The sequence below is a fragment of the Proteus sp. fly-1067 genome (genome assembly GCF_040139345.1).
Lineage (GTDB): Bacteria > Pseudomonadota > Gammaproteobacteria > Enterobacterales > Enterobacteriaceae > Proteus > Proteus vulgaris_B.
In genome coordinates, this window is record NZ_JBEEUL010000004.1 from 118,331 (window position 1) to 134,339 (window position 16,009).

The 16,009-nt window shown below is 38.3% G+C and carries 14 protein-coding genes and 1 pseudogene; 3 read left to right on the forward strand and 12 right to left on the reverse strand.

Annotated features, from left to right (window positions below; translation table 11 throughout):
• Positions 1 to 73 precede the first annotated feature (73 nt).
• From phoB to brnQ, 3 genes are all read left to right on the forward strand, one after another.
• A complete protein-coding gene (gene phoB / locus ABN217_RS08025) occupies positions 74 to 763 on the forward strand; it encodes a phosphate regulon transcriptional regulator PhoB (RefSeq protein WP_072069424.1) in 690 nt (229 codons plus the stop codon).
• Positions 764 to 786: 23 nt separating this feature from the next.
• Positions 787 to 2,085 (forward strand): phosphate regulon sensor histidine kinase PhoR, encoded by a 1,299-nt coding sequence (gene phoR / locus ABN217_RS08030; RefSeq protein WP_072069423.1) that lies wholly within the window; start codon positions 787 to 789, stop codon positions 2,083 to 2,085.
• A 479-nt stretch (positions 2,086 to 2,564) separates the two neighbouring features.
• Positions 2,565 to 3,908, forward strand: coding sequence for a branched-chain amino acid transport system II carrier protein (gene brnQ, locus ABN217_RS08035; RefSeq protein ID WP_197269548.1), 1,344 nt, complete (start codon positions 2,565 to 2,567; stop codon positions 3,906 to 3,908).
• Between the two features lie 57 nt (positions 3,909 to 3,965).
• Here brnQ and ABN217_RS08040 read toward each other — a convergent pair whose 3' ends face one another.
• The 12 genes and pseudogenes from ABN217_RS08040 to ABN217_RS08095 all read right to left on the reverse strand — a co-directional run bounded on the left by ABN217_RS08040 (position 3,966) and on the right by ABN217_RS08095 (position 15,942).
• On the reverse strand, positions 3,966 to 4,943 hold the full coding sequence (locus ABN217_RS08040) for a type II toxin-antitoxin system HipA family toxin (protein ID WP_349459315.1): 978 nt from the start codon (positions 4,941 to 4,943) through the stop codon (positions 3,966 to 3,968).
• Positions 4,944 to 4,952: 9 nt separating this feature from the next.
• A pseudogene (locus ABN217_RS08045) lies at positions 4,953 to 5,120 on the reverse strand (type II toxin-antitoxin system HipA family toxin); the annotation flags it as partial.
• A gap of 56 nt (positions 5,121 to 5,176) precedes the next feature.
• The gene (locus ABN217_RS08050; protein ID WP_164525946.1) at positions 5,177 to 5,470 is read right to left on the reverse strand and encodes a helix-turn-helix domain-containing protein; all 294 of its coding nucleotides are present in this window, start codon (positions 5,468 to 5,470) and stop codon (positions 5,177 to 5,179) included.
• A 112-nt stretch (positions 5,471 to 5,582) separates the two neighbouring features.
• Positions 5,583 to 6,551, reverse strand: a complete 969-nt coding sequence (gene ydhT / locus ABN217_RS08055) for a protein YdhT (RefSeq protein ID WP_196553532.1) — start codon at positions 6,549 to 6,551, stop codon at positions 5,583 to 5,585.
• A 25-nt stretch (positions 6,552 to 6,576) separates the two neighbouring features.
• Entirely contained in the window at positions 6,577 to 7,374 is a 798-nt protein-coding gene (phsC, locus tag ABN217_RS08060; RefSeq protein ID WP_197269547.1) for a thiosulfate reductase cytochrome B subunit, read from the reverse strand.
• The gene (locus ABN217_RS08065; RefSeq protein WP_072069418.1) at positions 7,371 to 8,042 is read right to left on the reverse strand and encodes a 4Fe-4S dicluster domain-containing protein; all 672 of its coding nucleotides are present in this window, start codon (positions 8,040 to 8,042) and stop codon (positions 7,371 to 7,373) included. Before ABN217_RS08065 ends, phsC begins: the two co-directional genes overlap by 4 nt.
• Before the next feature lie 66 nt (positions 8,043 to 8,108).
• The gene (locus ABN217_RS08070) at positions 8,109 to 8,822 is read right to left on the reverse strand and encodes a YdhW family putative oxidoreductase system protein (protein WP_231619329.1); all 714 of its coding nucleotides are present in this window, start codon (positions 8,820 to 8,822) and stop codon (positions 8,109 to 8,111) included.
• Between the two features lie 22 nt (positions 8,823 to 8,844).
• The gene (locus tag ABN217_RS08075) at positions 8,845 to 10,947 is read right to left on the reverse strand and encodes an aldehyde ferredoxin oxidoreductase (RefSeq protein WP_072069416.1); all 2,103 of its coding nucleotides are present in this window, start codon (positions 10,945 to 10,947) and stop codon (positions 8,845 to 8,847) included.
• A gap of 53 nt (positions 10,948 to 11,000) precedes the next feature.
• The gene (locus ABN217_RS08080) at positions 11,001 to 11,630 is read right to left on the reverse strand and encodes a ferredoxin-like protein (RefSeq protein WP_072069415.1); all 630 of its coding nucleotides are present in this window, start codon (positions 11,628 to 11,630) and stop codon (positions 11,001 to 11,003) included.
• Between the two features lie 607 nt (positions 11,631 to 12,237).
• Positions 12,238 to 13,998, reverse strand: coding sequence for a gamma-glutamyltransferase (gene ggt / locus ABN217_RS08085; protein WP_072069414.1), 1,761 nt, complete (start codon positions 13,996 to 13,998; stop codon positions 12,238 to 12,240).
• Positions 13,999 to 14,297: 299 nt separating this feature from the next.
• On the reverse strand, positions 14,298 to 14,900 hold the full coding sequence (locus ABN217_RS08090) for a peroxiredoxin C (RefSeq protein WP_072069413.1): 603 nt from the start codon (positions 14,898 to 14,900) through the stop codon (positions 14,298 to 14,300).
• 454 nt (positions 14,901 to 15,354) lie between these two features.
• Positions 15,355 to 15,942, reverse strand: coding sequence for an acyl carrier protein phosphodiesterase (locus ABN217_RS08095; protein WP_196553533.1), 588 nt, complete (start codon positions 15,940 to 15,942; stop codon positions 15,355 to 15,357).
• Positions 15,943 to 16,009: the final 67 nt, after the last annotated feature.

Sequence of the window (16,009 nt, forward strand, 5' to 3'; positions counted from 1 at the left end):
GTTAGTCATAAATCTGTCATAAAAGTGCATCATAATCATTTTGACCCTCTATATACATTACACAGGATAGAGTATGGCAAGGCGTATTCTTGTTGTTGAAGATGAAACCGCAATTCGAGAGATGATCTGTTTTGTTTTAGAACAAAATGGTTTTCAACCCATTGAAGCAGAAGATTATGATTCTGCATTGAGTTTTCTTATCGATCCTTACCCTGATCTGGTTTTATTAGATTGGATGATCCCCGGAGGTTCCGGTTTACAGGTAATAAAACAGATGAAGCGAGAAAGTAATACTCGTGACATTCCTATTATTATGTTAACGGCAAAAGGGGAAGAAGAAGATAAAGTCCAAGGCTTAGAAACGGGTGCTGATGATTATGTTATCAAGCCCTTTTCACCTAAAGAGCTTGTCGCCCGAGTGAAGGCAATTTTACGGCGTTTATCACCGATGTCAGCGGAAGATATCATTGAATTCAATGGATTATCACTTGATCCTGTTTCTCATCGAGTAACTAGTCAAGATAAACCGATTGATATGGGGCCTACTGAATTTAAACTCCTGCACTTTTTTATGACGCATCCTGAACGCGTGTATAGCAGAGAACAACTGCTAAACTATGTTTGGGGAACGAATGTTTATGTCGAAGACCGTACCGTGGATGTGCATATTCGTCGTTTACGTAAAGCCATTGAAGAAGATGGTCATGACCGAATGATACAAACAGTACGAGGAACGGGATATCGCTTCTCTGCCCGTTTCTAAGTCAATATGGGAGTAATCGTCAGGTGTTAGAACGACTATCATGGAAAGCCCTCGTTTGGGGGCTATGTCTATTTTGCTTACCTGCCTTTGTATTATCACTTTTTATTGGCCATCTTCCTTGGCTGCTGGTGGCATCACTTTTTAGTGCTTTGGTTTGGCATGCTTATAATTTGATGAAATTGTCTAAATGGTTATGGCTCGATCGCTCAGTCTTACCACCAGAAGGCAGAGGAGGATGGGAGCCTATTTTTTATGGCATTCGACAAACACAGCAACGTAATCGTAAACGACGTCGAGAATTAGGCGACTTAATTAAGCGCTTTAGAAGCGGAGCTGAAAGCTTACCTGATGCAGTTGTAATGATGACTAATGAAGGTAATATTTTTTGGTGTAACAGCTTAGCTCAACATCTATTAGGTTTTCGGTGGCCAGAAGACAACGGGCAAAATATTTTTAATTTATTACGTTACCCTGATTTCTTGCACTATTTTACCGCAGGCGATTTTAGTCACCCTTTAACGATTTCTCTTAATAATGGTTCTATTGTGGAGTTTCGTGTGATGCCATACAGCGAAGATCAACGTCTAATGGTGGCGCGAGATGTGACAGAAAAAAATAAACTAGAAAATGCACGACGTGATTTCTTTGCCAATGTGAGTCACGAATTAAGAACGCCTTTAACCGTTATTCAAGGCTATCTTGAAATAATGGAAGAAAATAGTGCAGAAAAACCCGCAGAACATAAAGCGATAATGACAATGCAAGAACAAGCTAAACGGATGGATACGTTAGTAAAGCAGCTCTTACAACTTTCCCGTATTGAATCAGCTCCTCATATCGATTTAAATAAAGTTGTTGATATACCCGCCATTTTAACCTTATTACAACAAGAGGCGAACTCACTAAGCCAAGGACAGCATCATATTACCTTTGATATTGATGAACAGTGGGCTGTACGTGGTAATGAAGAGCAGTTGCGCAGTGCTGTGTCTAACTTAGTCTATAACGCGATTAATCACACAGAAGAAGGCACAACAATAAAAGTCAGCTGGAAGAAAATTCCTCAAGGTATGTTATTTAGTGTCTCCGACAATGGGTCAGGGATCAGTGCTGAACACTTAACACGTTTAACAGAGCGTTTTTATCGTGTTGATAAAGCACGCTCTCGCCATTCTGGTGGGACAGGGTTAGGGTTGGCAATTGTGAAAAAATCACTGCTTCATCATCATTCACAATTGAATATTGAAAGTAAAGTTGGGAGTGGAAGTACGTTTTCTTTTATTCTGCCTCAAACCTTACTATCTGCTAAAAAAGTACACTAATCATCTTTTCTATTTAAAGCCTTTATCATCTAATATTTAATTAGTGATAAAGGTTTTTTGTCTTTTTATCACTCTTTTCGATGTCAATAAAAACTAATATCGTAGCGTTAAATTTTAATATTATTAATTAATAAGAACTTTAAATATTGCTAATGAACAATATTGCTGGTGATAAAATGCACAAATCATATCGTGTATATTCGGTGATATATGATAGTTATAACTAGCACTGAAAAATAGTTTAGATGATTATTCTGGTTTTTAGATTGGCTATTGCCTTTTTTCATTATAAAAGTTTTACTTGTGCCCAGTTATCGGCAATTTTTTCTATTTGATACGTAATTGCTCTGCATGAAATGATTATATGTGGATATTATCCTGAATAATAATGATATGAGCACAAATAGATATTGTTGATTTTATGTTACGTCATCTCGGCGTTATTTAACCATTATTGTAACTACATATTAACAAAACTTATGGCACATAGATTAACTTCCAGAGATATTCTGGCATTAGGGTTTATGACCTTTGCCCTTTTTGTCGGTGCTGGCAATATTATTTTTCCTCCTATGGTGGGTTTGCAATCCGGTGAATTTGTTTGGACAGCCGCAATCGGCTTTCTTATTACTGGTGTCGGTTTACCTGTATTAACCATCGTTGCATTAGCTAAAGTTGGTGGCGGCATTGAAGCATTAAGTACACCTATTGGTAAATCAATGGGGTTACTATTAGCAATTGTTGCTTATCTTGCTGTTGGTCCTCTTTTCGCAACACCGCGTACTGCAACCGTCTCTTTTAAAGTGGGTATTGCTCCTTTAGTGGGTGATACTGAAATGTCATTGCTGATTTATAGTATTGTCTATTTTTTAATTGTTATTGGTATTTCGCTTTATCCGGGAAAATTACTAGATAGCGTTGGTCATATTTTGGCACCGATTAAAATTTTGGCATTGGCGGCATTGGGTATTGCTGCGATATTTTGGCCTGCTGGTGGTGCTATTCCTGCTACTGAAGCTTATCGAGATATGGCGTTAACTCAGGGCTTTATTAACGGCTACCTCACCATGGATACATTGGGAGCTATGGTTTTTGGTATCGTGATTGTTAATGCGGCTCGCTCTCGAGGTATTGATAATTCATCCTTGTTGACGCGTTACACTATGTGGGCGGGAATTATTGCAGGTATATTATTAACTGCGATTTATTTGAGTTTATTTAAATTAGGCTCTAGCAGTGGCAGCATTATTCCGGGCGCCCAAGATGGTGCAGATATTTTACATGCCTATGTTCAATATACATTCGGTAACTTTGGTAGCTTCTTTTTAGCTCTATTGATCTTCTTAGCCTGCATGGTGACAGCTGTTGGTTTAACGTGTGCATGTGCAGAGTTCTTTAGTCGTTATTTGCCTATCTCTTATCGTACATTGGTACTGATTTTAGCGATATTTTCAGCTGTTGTTTCAAATTTAGGATTAAGCAAACTGATCGCGTTTTCTATTCCTGTGCTGATTATGATTTATCCACCTTGTATTGTGATTATTTTAATGAGTTTCACATTACGATTGTGGAATAACCCAAGCCGTATTATCGCACCAGCAATGGCGGTTAGTTTATTTTTTGGTATTTTTGATGCCATAAAAGCCTCTGATTATTTGAAGCATTTATTACCAGAATGGGCGACAAAACTGCCGTTAAGTGAGCAAGGTTTAGCATGGTTGATCCCAGTATTAGTGACAATTGTTGTATGTGGCATTTACGATAAAGTGGCGGGCTCACAGAATAAAAAAGTGATCCATACTGAAGCCATCCATAAGCAATAAAGTACGTTGATTTGAAAAATAAAAAGGGAAACGAAAGTTTCCCTTTTTTTATTGGAGTTAAAGCAAGTGTCGATTTTCTTTTAAGCGATCAGCAAGTGTTTTTTCTATATCTGCTCGTATTAATTTGGAGACATCATATTCTTTGGCAAGTGATGAGAATCGAGCAATAACATCAACGGTATGATGAATATACGCTTGTGCTTGTTGCCAACTTTCAAAACCGGCAATTTCAGCAAGTTGCTTTATTGTATTTAATGGTGGCTTTTTACCATATCCAGCAAATGAAGTGATATGTTCATTTCTTGGATTGGGATTATAAGTCACATCATAAAAAGGGGCTGGTTCCCAATGTCCATCATCATATTGTAGAAATGACCAATTTTTACTGTGATCATCTTGATTAGAAGCGAATAGATTAAAAATGGCTCGTTTAAATTGGAGTTTTCCAGCTGAAACTGATTTGCATAGTACACGATTTACTTTGATTAAATCTTCATAATCTAAAGAAGGTAACCTAAAATCAGCATCTAATAATCCGCATGCGCTGTGCATGATTAAACGTCCTGATTTACCAGAACTATTTGTGATACGATCAAAGCGTTTTAATGCTAGCCAAGATTTTCCATTACTGTTTTTAGGAACGTCAATAAGTCGCCATTGTGGAGGATTAAGCTCTAGTTCTTTTGCTAGAGTGAGATAGATGGCTTCACATAATCCTTCATCGTGACCAAGAGGTAAGTTTTTGGACGTAAATTTGATCAACCATGACTCATCACCTTCTTCTTCATATGTTTTACATTTATTAAAGTCGTCTTGATTAAAATAAAGTAAGGCTTTAGGTCTCGCCCCTCCAGAACTACCAACAATAGCAAGCTCAGATAAAACAGTTTCCGTTTGCCCGTCAAATACAGCTTGTGCTTCTAACCCTAAATTAATCAAGTCAACTTCAAAATGTTCATCTGATTGGTAGTCAGAGATAGGTAAATAAGATAATCCGCCCATACCTTTATTACCAACAAAGGCTAGCCTATCCATTGCTGTAATTTTATGTGGTTGTATGCCGTGTTGGCGAAAAATTCTGTCTTGTAATAATCGTCCCCACCCATCAGGTAAGCTATCAGAGAAAATCCCATGCAAATTATCATGAGGTTTTTTAGGTGCAATTTGTAAATCTGTATTATTTTTCAGATTAAAAGGAGAGCTATTGCCATATTGTGTTAAATAGTGTGCATCATATTGAAAAAATACATCATTATTGTTTTGTTGGCTTAAAACTCATCTTGCAATACCTCCTCAATCGTTCTTGGTATACGAGGCTTATTGACTTTTTTAGGGTCAACAACGGCATAAAGATTATTTAAATCATCAAGGCATTGCCAAAGTAACAATAATTGACGTAGTGAAATTTTGCCTTGTAGTTCAAATTTTTTAATCGTTGATGCTGGGACGGTACTGCGCTCAGCAAGTTGTTCGCGTGACCATTTTTCTTTTTCACGCTGTTTTCGTAAATGAGTAGCAAAGGCTCGACTTACATCGAGATCAGTCAGTAATGAGAGTTTCATTATTAGCTCTAAGTATTAAATGGATACTATAATGTCTAATTATAGCATAAATTAGCTATTTTAGACATTATAGTATCCATTTAATGAAAGTGGCTTTAGTGGGGATTTTCTATTAATTATGCGTTTCAGTGAAATTATCCATTGTTACTGGGCGTTGGTTTTCATCTAAATAATAATGGACTCCAGCAACAATATTATCTTCACCTTCATAGAAAATGTTAAAACGAGTACGTTGCCCATCATGATAAGCAATTACGGCACTACCGCCTTTTCCTAAGCAGAACTGATGGAGATCACCGGTTGAGATACAAATACTGTTGTCGCCAGATACCGTGACTTTACAGTTATCACCCGTATTAATTGCTACAGAGTTATTTCCAGTAACATTGATTTGCGCTAAATCACCTGTATTAGTGACTTTTGCGCGATCTTGAGAGGCTGTAATAAAGTTACGCATACCGCTATTGGCGATATGAACACCATTGCCTGAGGCATAAATTTTGACATCATTGCCACTATTACAAATGCGAGAGCGCCCACCTAAGCTACCAATACGACACTGATTGCCTGTATTACACACTTTTCCTGCAAAACCCGTATTCATCAATTGATTGCTATAGCCTGTATTGGCAATACTATTTTCATCACCGGAAAATGCCACAATGTTATTACTACCACATAAAGCGAGATCGGCGCTGAGTTGCTGACTTTTTAAGATTAACTGATGCCATTCGGTAGAGAATTGAATATTTTCAGCACTAGGCAAGGTGTTGTGGTATGGCAAGCGTTGTAATGTGACGCCTTGTTGTTGTTCATCACCGAGTAGGAACAAGATGTTTTCCATCACTTCTTGTTCCTGTTTGGCAAAGGAGGCTTCGTTAAAATGACGTAAATAAATATATTGAATAAAGCTTTCTATCCATTGTGTACGGCGCTGTTTTATTAACTCACAATGAATAGCACTGTAAGTGCCTCCATTAGGAAAATAACGTAGAAACCAACGATAAAGCGAAGTTGAAACATGCAGTTGTCGTAAGTCTTCTTTTGTTAATGTGATATTTTCCTTTAAAGGGACTGACATATAAGCTCCTCAATAAAATTCTTTATTAGTGTCTGTGATAACCATCAACCATACTGCGAAATGTTTGGAATGGTGTTTTTCCTGTTGTACACAGATAAAGGTGACCAATGATAAAAAAGACACTACATACCGCTAATATTTGGTGTGCAATTAATAACCAAGCTTTAAACGTTACAGCATCAGCAGGAATAAACGCTGGATTTTGAAGTAAAACACCGGTTATCAAAAGTAGTGGAACTAATGCATACATCACACCTAAATAAGCCATTTGTTGCAGTGGGTTAAATTTCACATTAGGAGTCGCTGGGAAAGGGTGATCTTCTCCTTTAATAATCCCATAGAGATAAAAACGAGTTTGCATAAAAGCACGTTGAAACCAGTTTTTACCATCAATGCGATAAAATTTACCATTACCGCCGACAAGATTAATTAACACAAAAGATAACCAGCACACTAAGAGGAGATAACCACAGATCTCATGCACACTAACTAATAAGGCTGTATCGTGAGCAGAAAGTAGAGCGAAATGGTTAATGCCACCACTAAGGAGCAATAAAATAAATAAAGAGGCATTACTCCAATGCCATAAACGTACTGCCTTAGAGTAAAGGTAGAGTTTCTCTTCTTTATGTGATTGACCATGTGGTGTAGCAAAGCGATAACGTAAAAAGCCATGAAGTGCGAGCACGAGTAGCATGCCAACAAATAATACACCTGCAACAATGAGCCAAAGCGGTAAATAATCTGGTGTATAAATTAAAACATACTCTTTTAGTGCGGCTTGAAACTGGGCACTGTCTGGCATGGTATTGACGATACTCATACTTTACCCTCCTCTTGAACATGAGGCCCTACACGGCGATAGAGATGGGGTTTTCCTACACCATCAAGTTGATAAATATAATAATCGTGTGTTTTAAGCCATTCTTGAACTTGGGGGCTGTCTTCTCTACCAAATAACAAGGCATTTTGTGGACAAGCACTCACACAAATTGGTGGGAAACCTTTTTGTAATCGAGACTCAAGACAAAAATCACATTTATCAGCAACATGCGTCACAGGGTTAAGATAACGTACTTGGTATGGACATGCTGATATACAGTAGCTACAGCCAATACACTTTTCTTTATCTACACGCACAATGCCATTGGTTTCATCACGCCAAGATGCGCCTGTAGGGCATACAGGAATACAAGGAGCATCTTCACATTGCTGGCAGGAGTGTCTAAAGAAATGGTACTTGTCGTTGTCTTCTTTTAGGCTTAATGGAATATGAGCAATATCCATTCTTGCCATTCCCGTTGGAACTTTATTTAATCGACGACATGCAGTGGCACAAATATTACAACCATTACAAAGCGTCTCATCATGGATCATGGCATAACGGATTGGTTTCTTTTCAGCGGTTGCTGCAAGTGCACTTCCTAGTGGCGCACTGAAAAAAATGACCGAACCCATGCCTGCTACAAATTTACGGCGAGAAACACGCATTATTTTTGCTCCTCAGTCTGATGATGTTGTAATACCCACATGACATTTCGTGGATAAGATAGAACGTTAAGGATTTTCATGTTGTTCTACCTCTATCCATTCAGTTAAGCCTCGTGCTTTTCCATAACTCATTAACGTATTGCTAAAGAGATAAGGTGCGTCGTTAGACGCTAAAACTTGCTGAATATCTTGAAAGTCAGGGTGGTCTTTCATCAGTGTCAGTGCATCTTCGATCTCTGAAGCTGTGTAATGAAAGGGTTCAGACATCAACATGCTTTGTTTCAATGGACGAGGATAGGTTTCGCACTCAAATCGAACAACCCCTGCAATTGCGGTGCAAACATCAGCGTGACGATTTAATAATTGCAGTTGTGCGAAGTTATCTGACATAAATTCATCAGAGTAAAAATAATCCTCACCATTGAGACTTAAATGGGCGATATCAATAAACTCGTCGCTTTTTAACGCGGTTTCTAACTGCACAATATCTTCTTGAGTAAGAGAATAGGGCGCATCATACAGCGTTGAAATAGCTAGCAGTTCACCTTCTTTTGAACATTGGCGTATTGCATTCGCTAGATGTTGTTCAGCAGATAATTCTGCGATTTCTTCAGCTTGTTCTTCCTTAAGCGCCGTTGTGGTGTTTGCACTGCGTCCAACACCTGTTTCTGATAGAGGCAGTAGCCAACGGCGACGAGAGATATCAGGTTGCTCTAACGCAAAATCTGCATCATCAGCAATATCGGGTGGTATAGAAGCTGATGCATTTTGTTCTATCATCATGATCTCCTTCTTTTACCGATTAACTTGGTAATAAACCACGAGACGCTAAATCGTCAGCAATATCTTGCAATCCAAGGCGCACCAACGTTTCTTTTGTTGGGCAACCTAACTGTGGATCCCAGCCCATTTCTTCATAGAACATGGTGAGAGAAAGCTGCATATCTTCTCTGTCCATTTTGTCTGTGCCTTCAGTAAAAACAGGAATATCAGGATCTTTATCGAATACCCATGAGCAAATTTGGTCATGTTCGTTACGCATATCCATGGTATTCATTAATTTAACGGTATAAGCACGGTGTAAAGTGAAGATACGCTCGGAGGCTAAATCCAGATCTTTAGAGGTTGTTGGTTCACCTGTAATAGCGGTAAAGAATTTAGCTTCCATTTCTAAGTCACCACGATAATTACGGCTTTTATGAGGTGAAACCGTCATTGGCCAAACCCAGTTACATAAAGTGACTGCGTCGTGTAAGCAACTACGTAAAATTGTCCATTTGGTGTAAGCAATTTTTGCTTTATTGATTGGTGTGTAGTTTTTGGTTTCATCAAAGGCATCACCAGAACCAAATAGCTCACCAGCAATCTCTTTTTGCAGTTTCAGAGGTAAACCACTGCCGATATAGTTGATATGGGTATGTGTCATCGCATCGCGGTTAAACATACAGTTAACGATAGAACCAACTTGGGCAGAGGCTTCATTGGCGTGGTGAATAGGGAAGCCCATAGGTGACCAGAGTTTATTTTTCTTGTTCGCCCAATACTCCTCACCTAAGTTCCAGCGTTGTGCAATTAGGTAAGAGCCATCAGCTAGGTGACTAAATTCACCTTTACGGTGCGCTAAGCGATAATAGAAATCTTTGATAAATTCGGGATTACCTTCTTCAAGTTTATCCCAAGGAATATCATTATATTCCTCTTCAGAAAGAACGCGTTTAAAGACACCGTGGGTGTAACAATAAGTGAAGTCCCGATGAAGTTGGCCGTAGTTACACCATAAACCCATATCATCAAAAATATTCAGACCCACTAAGTTACCAACAACGTTACCATCGCCTTTTTTCTCTACATCTTTAGGGCCATTAGGGAAAATAGTTGTGTGAACAAAGTTAGCAACACAAGTATTACCACCTGTTTGTGGCACACCAAATTTTTTCGCTTGTGGAACGTTAAGTTGTGCCATACAGCGGATAGGGCAAGAGTGACACCCTCCCATTTTCACAGTGTATTCTTCTGCTTCAGGGCCTAAGTCAAAGGTAGACTTCATGGTTCTGAAACCGACAGTATTGATATCACCAGGAGGAATTTCACCTGTTTCAATTGGGCCGCCTTCAGCTGCTCCCCAATAAAGGCCTTTACGCGCAGTCCAACGAGATCCTGGGTGAGAATATTCCGCCCAAGATTGTGGTGTGCTTGGTACAACGTGGTTGTTATTAGAGCCAATTAATTGTGTCATCATGTAGTCGTTAAGCTCTTTTAATGCTTTACGATCAGCAACGTTAACGCCACGGCTACCTTCCACCACAATGGCTTTTAATTTTTTAGAACCTAATACGGCACCAACACCAGCACCACCACTGTGGTTACGGCTATTAATGATGCCAGATAAAGGTACAAGGTTTTCACCTGCGGGGCCAATGGTTGCAACACAAGCTTCAGGGCTTGTTTGAGCACATAACTCTTCTGTGGTTTGGCGAACGCCTTTACCCCATAAGAAAGAGGCATCTTCAATAGATACTTGGTCATCATCAATATGGATCCAAACAGGCTTATCTGATTTACCTTCAATAATCAGAGAGTCATAGCCTGCAAATTTCATCCATGCTGCAAAAAAACCGCCCATATGAGCATCAACAACGAGATTGCCACGAGTAAAAGTGGAAAGAGAGGTGATATTGACACGAGAGCTACAAGGTGCACCTGATCCAGTTAAAGGGCCTACAGCGAAGACAACTTTGTTTTCTTCATCAAAAGGTTTAACTCCAGGACCCACTTCGTCATACATAATTTTATAACCAAAGCCCATACCACCAATTAAGGATTTAAATTTACTTGAGCTTTCACGAGTGATGGCACCGGTAGTTAAATTGATTCTTAGAATATTTCCAGTCCAGCCGTTAATCATAATATTGCTTCCTAATCTAAATGTGGTTCAGTGATGTGATTGTATGGATTTTATTAAACAGTAATTTCTTTCCATTCAATGATTTGCAACGCGCCTGTTGGGCACGCTGATGCACACTCACCACATAAATTACATTTGCCGGATTTTTTAGTTTGTGGATTGACAGTAGCCATCATCCACGGGCAAGCCGTTGTACAGGCTGCACAACCAATACAGCGACGTGTATCTACGACAATACAGCCAAACTCTTCTTGATAACGGATAGCTTTTACAGGACAAACCTTCATACATTCTGGATCTTTACATTGACGACAAGTATCCGTTGTAAAGTTTAAATCACCATAAAGTCCACCACCGGAGCCAATACCTTTATCACCAAAATAGAAATGGCGATGAATTTTTGTTCGAGAGAAGAAAGAACCAACACTTCCATCGTTCCATGTTGTACATGCTGTTTCACAACGGTGACAGCCAGTACAGCGTGCTCGATTAGTGACTAAAACGCCTTTAGGTGTTGTGGTTAATTGAATGATGCCGCTGTCTATTTCTTCTTGCTTACAACCTAAAAGAGAAAGCAATGCGGGTGCTATAGTGATCCCTGCAAGCCCTTTACCGGATATTCGCAGAAACTCTAGTCTTGATAGTCCAATATTTAATATTGGACGATGATGTGTATCAGACATTAATATTTATCTCCGCTTAACTAATTTAATAAGAAATAAGTTGTGATGATAAATTATTTATCCGCTTGCCTTATCGTTATATAAAAAATATAATAACGCTGTCGTTAAGGGATATATTATAAATTTCAACTATTTTTATGATAAAAATACATTGTGATGAAATGTTAAATATTTGTGTTTACAATGTGTTATCTCCACTTTTTACGTATTTTTATTATCCTCTCTGATAGTGTGGGTATTAATAAATTAATACTGTGACTGCTATCATAGAAATAAAAATAGCGCATGCTATTAATTTAATTTAATTAAATGATTATTATTTTTATCTGTAATTAAGAAGGAGAATAAATACCATTTATATATATTCTATTATTGAAATTGAATTAAAGGTGGATTGCTCTTATATTCTATCTAATATTATTACATTAATAATAAATTGATATTTGGCGTTAATTATTTATTTAACCAAAAATTGATATTGATTATTATTAATAGACTAATATATGAATAAATTGTAAAACCGTGACTAGATCATTTTTATAATAAAAGAAACCTTTTCTAATCAAGAAAAGGTTTCTTATATTAATATTATTCTGTGGTTTAGTGATTAGTAACCCACAGCTTTACCTGCTGGGCGACGAACATCATTTGATCCATAAAGATAACCTTCACGTACTGCCCCAGAAACAGCAGAATCATTACCTGATGATGCAGGGATAACACCTTCTTCTCCAGGAAGTCCAACCATAATGAGTTCAGCTGCTCCCCATGGGGTTTGTTCTACCATTTTATATCCCATGGCAGAGAGCTTTTCTAAAGTATCTTTTGATAATCCTCGTTGCTCATAATAAACCTCATCCGGTAACCATTGATGGTGGATACGAGGGCTATTAACCGCTTCTTGTGGTGGCATTCCAAACTCAATGATATTAAGTGCCGTTTGTAAGGTGATCGAGATAATACGTGAACCTCCCGGTGATCCTAAAATAAGGAAAGGTTTGCCTTCTTTAGTCACAATCGTTGGGCTCATTGATGATAGTGGGCGTTTTAATGGCGCAATGCTATTGCGTTCGCCTTGTACTAAACCATAGAGGTTTTTTTCACCAACTTTGGTTGTAAAATCATCCATCTCATTATTGAGGAAAAAGCCAGTGCCAGGGGCAATAACAACGGCACCAAAACGACCATTAATGGTGTAAGTGGTCGAAACTGCATTGCCGTCTTTATCCATCACCGAATAGTGTGTTGTTTCAGGACTTTCATGAGGAGCGATGCCGGGTTGTACATTTTCTGATGGCGTTGCTTTATTCGGTTTAATTTGTTGTCGAAGTTCGGTGGCATAAGCTTTACTTAATAACTTTTCTGTTGGATTTTTAATAAATTGAGGATCACCAAGAAACGTGTTTCTGTCCATATATGCATGGCGCATTGCTTCTGTCAGAGTATGAACATATTCAGCAGAGTTAAAGCCCATCGATTTAAGATCGTAACCTTCTAAAATATTCAACGTTTGACAAATAGTGACACCTCCTGAACTTGGAGGTGGTGCAGAAATAAACTCATAACCTCGATAAGTACAGGTGATAGGTTTGGTTTCTGTAATCGTGAAGTTAGCAAAATCTTCTTGAGTTAGCAGACCATTATGTTGTTTCGACGCTTCTTCAACTTTTTTAGGGATTTCACCTTGATAAAATGCATCAGCACCTTGGTTTGCAATCAATTCAAGTGTATTGGCTAAGTCAGTTTGAATTAGACGATCACCCGGCTGCCATGGCGTTCCATCTGGTTTTAAGAAAATTTTTGCCGATTCAGGATCTTGTTTAAAGCGCTCTGTTGTTGTTTCTAATACATCCGTATCAGCACGCGTTAAAATATAGCCTTCTCTTGCAAGCTTAATGGCAGGTGCCATAACATCTTGGCGAGATAGCGTACCGTATTTTTCTAACGCAGAATCAAGTCCTTTAACTGTACCTGGTATGCCTGACGCAAGATAACCGTATAAACTGGCGTCTTTAATTAAATTACCTTCTTTATCTAAATACATATTTTTAGAAGCCGCTGTAGGTGCTGTTTCCCTAAAATTGATAAAGGTATTTGTGCCATCAGCAAGGTGTATGGTCATAAAACCACCGCCACCAATGTTACCACAGCAGGCATTTACGACAGCTTGCGCATAACCAACAGCAACGGCTGCATCAATGGCATTCCCTCCTTTTTGTAAAATATCATTCCCTACTTGAGATGCTAAATGTTGAGAAGAGACAACCATACCATGTTGTGCTTCAACAGCAGGTTCATAGGCTGCATAAAGTGAATGTGAAAAAAGAGCAGTGAGTAACAGCAGGTGAGTTCTTTTTATAATAATCATTATTATCTCCATTAATAACAGTGAGTTATCTTGAATAAAGACAAATAAAATAGGAGTGGTATACGCTGTTATTAATATTAATTAACAATTGCGTAACAATAAGTATAGAGAGAGGTTATTGCTAAGGAGAATTTTTTTTGATGTGATGATCACAAAATTCTCTTTAAGCTGGAAAATAATAAGATTATGGATAATTAATAATAGTAATAAGGAGATAATCTAAGAATAGATAAATGTGGCGATACAATAAAAAAGCCTGTTTTCACAGGCTTTTAGAAAGATATTAGCTTACTGAAATATTACAGCTTGCCAGAGTTCGCTTTTAGGTATTTAGCAACGCCGTCTGGAGATGCGCCCATACCTTCTTGACCTTTTTCCCACTGAGCAGGGCAAACTTCGCCGTGTTCTTCGTGGAATTGCAGTGCGTCAACCATACGGATCATTTCATCGATATTACGACCTAATGGCAGATCGTTAACGACTTGATGGCGAACAACACCTTCTTTGTCGATCAGGAATGAACCACGTAATGCAACGCCCGCTTCTGGGTGTTCGATGCCGTAAGCTTTGATGATGTCGTGTTTGATATCAGCAACCATTGGATATTTAACTTCACCAATACCACCGTCATCAATAGGGGTTTTACGCCATGCGTTATGAACGAATTCTGAGTCCATAGAAACACCGATGATTTCGACACCGCGCTTTTTGAACTCTTCAAAACGGTGATCAAATGCAATCAGCTCTGAAGGGCAAACAAAAGTAAAATCCATTGGCCAGAAGAAAATAACGGCAGGTTTGCCTTTGATAAATGAATGCAGGTTGAAATCGTTAACAATTTCGCCATTACCTAAAACGGCTGCCGCTGTGAAATCAGGGGCTTTGCGAGTAACCAGAACCATAATGTACTCCTGTAAATTGAAAGAGTTTATATTCGTCATATTTCAAGTTGTAGCGTTGTTGACTGCGTTCATTCGCACTAGTCACATACTTTTGCATGCGCCTAGCGACTCGTTCACTTGTCGCCTAGCTACACCTCGAACTATTTAGAATAAATTCAGAGTGCATACTCTGTTTTTAGATGATGCTTATAGCATAAATAATCAATCGCTATCGATAAAGTCAAACAGAACAATCTATTTGATAGATTATAGCTATTAACTTAATACAACAAAGTAGGATTATTTATGACTCCTTGTATAACCATTCATTCTAATCAACTTTGAAAATGAATACTATGCTTGTTAACAAATCGTTACGAATAATATGATAAATTGACTTAGCATCTCTTTGATATATCAAATGTAATCCTACAATGTGACAAAAAGATGAAATTCAATATAGCGGTTAAATGTATCAGTTATCCAGTTGATGATGCTGTGCTCTTTCTAGCAATTGTGGATAAAATTGCCAGAAAATCTCACTTAATTCATCATAATGGGTTTCAAGTGCAATATAAGAACCGGCTAGTGCACTTAATCGTGGTCTTCTTCTTGCCATTCCTTTCAATGTTTGAGCAATATACGTTTTATCAGCGTAACGAATTAACCAAGATTGTGACCACAAATATTCGTTGAGTTCTTGAAATTTTTCAGGTGTTTGCCATAAATCTGGCTCAATAATGTTTCGTGTTTTAGTGACAAATTCAGTTAAAGACATGTCTGGTTCGAATTGAGACCAATTTAAGGAGAGAAAATGATCCCAAAAGACATCTAAGGTTATAGGAGCGACTCGACGATATTCAGCAGGAAATAACAGACGTGCTTGTTTAACTAACGGGTGAGTGTCAGTGAGCATATCGATGCGTCTATGCATACGAATGCCCTCAATAACAGCTTGGCTGTAATCAGAGCTAGGCGTGCCTTTGACGTAATCTGCCATCATATTACCTAATAGAGAGCTTTTTGCTCTAAAGGCCAGATGTAAGTGAGCGAGATAATTCATTGCATCATCATAGCGCTTTTTGAATAAAAAAGGGCTTCTTTGTTGCACTGATAAGCAGGCAGCACTA

Excerpts from the sequence above, each read along its gene's own strand:
- ABN217_RS08050 (WP_164525946.1), bottom strand. The coding sequence starts at position 5,470 with ATGAAACTCTCATTACTGACTGATCTCGATGTAAGTCGAGCCTTTGCT.
- ABN217_RS08080 (WP_072069415.1), bottom strand. The coding sequence starts at position 11,630 with ATGTCTGATACACATCATCGTCCAATATTAAATATTGGACTATCAAGA.
- ydhT (WP_196553532.1), bottom strand. The coding sequence starts at position 6,551 with ATGTCAGTCCCTTTAAAGGAAAATATCACATTAACAAAAGAAGACTTA.
- ABN217_RS08065 (WP_072069418.1), bottom strand. The coding sequence starts at position 8,042 with ATGCGTGTTTCTCGCCGTAAATTTGTAGCAGGCATGGGTTCGGTCATT.
- phoB (WP_072069424.1), top strand. The coding sequence starts at position 74 with ATGGCAAGGCGTATTCTTGTTGTTGAAGATGAAACCGCAATTCGAGAG.
- ggt (WP_072069414.1), bottom strand. The coding sequence starts at position 13,998 with ATGATTATTATAAAAAGAACTCACCTGCTGTTACTCACTGCTCTTTTT.
- ABN217_RS08095 (WP_196553533.1), bottom strand. The coding sequence starts at position 15,942 with ATGAATTATCTCGCTCACTTACATCTGGCCTTTAGAGCAAAAAGCTCT.
- ABN217_RS08075 (WP_072069416.1), bottom strand. The coding sequence starts at position 10,947 with ATGATTAACGGCTGGACTGGAAATATTCTAAGAATCAATTTAACTACC.
- ABN217_RS08040 (WP_349459315.1), bottom strand. The coding sequence starts at position 4,943 with ATGGATAGGCTAGCCTTTGTTGGTAATAAAGGTATGGGCGGATTATCT.
- ABN217_RS08070 (WP_231619329.1), bottom strand. The coding sequence starts at position 8,822 with ATGATAGAACAAAATGCATCAGCTTCTATACCACCCGATATTGCTGAT.
- phsC (WP_197269547.1), bottom strand. The coding sequence starts at position 7,374 with ATGAGTATCGTCAATACCATGCCAGACAGTGCCCAGTTTCAAGCCGCA.
- ABN217_RS08090 (WP_072069413.1), bottom strand. The coding sequence starts at position 14,900 with ATGGTTCTGGTTACTCGCAAAGCCCCTGATTTCACAGCGGCAGCCGTT.
- brnQ (WP_197269548.1), top strand. The coding sequence starts at position 2,565 with ATGGCACATAGATTAACTTCCAGAGATATTCTGGCATTAGGGTTTATG.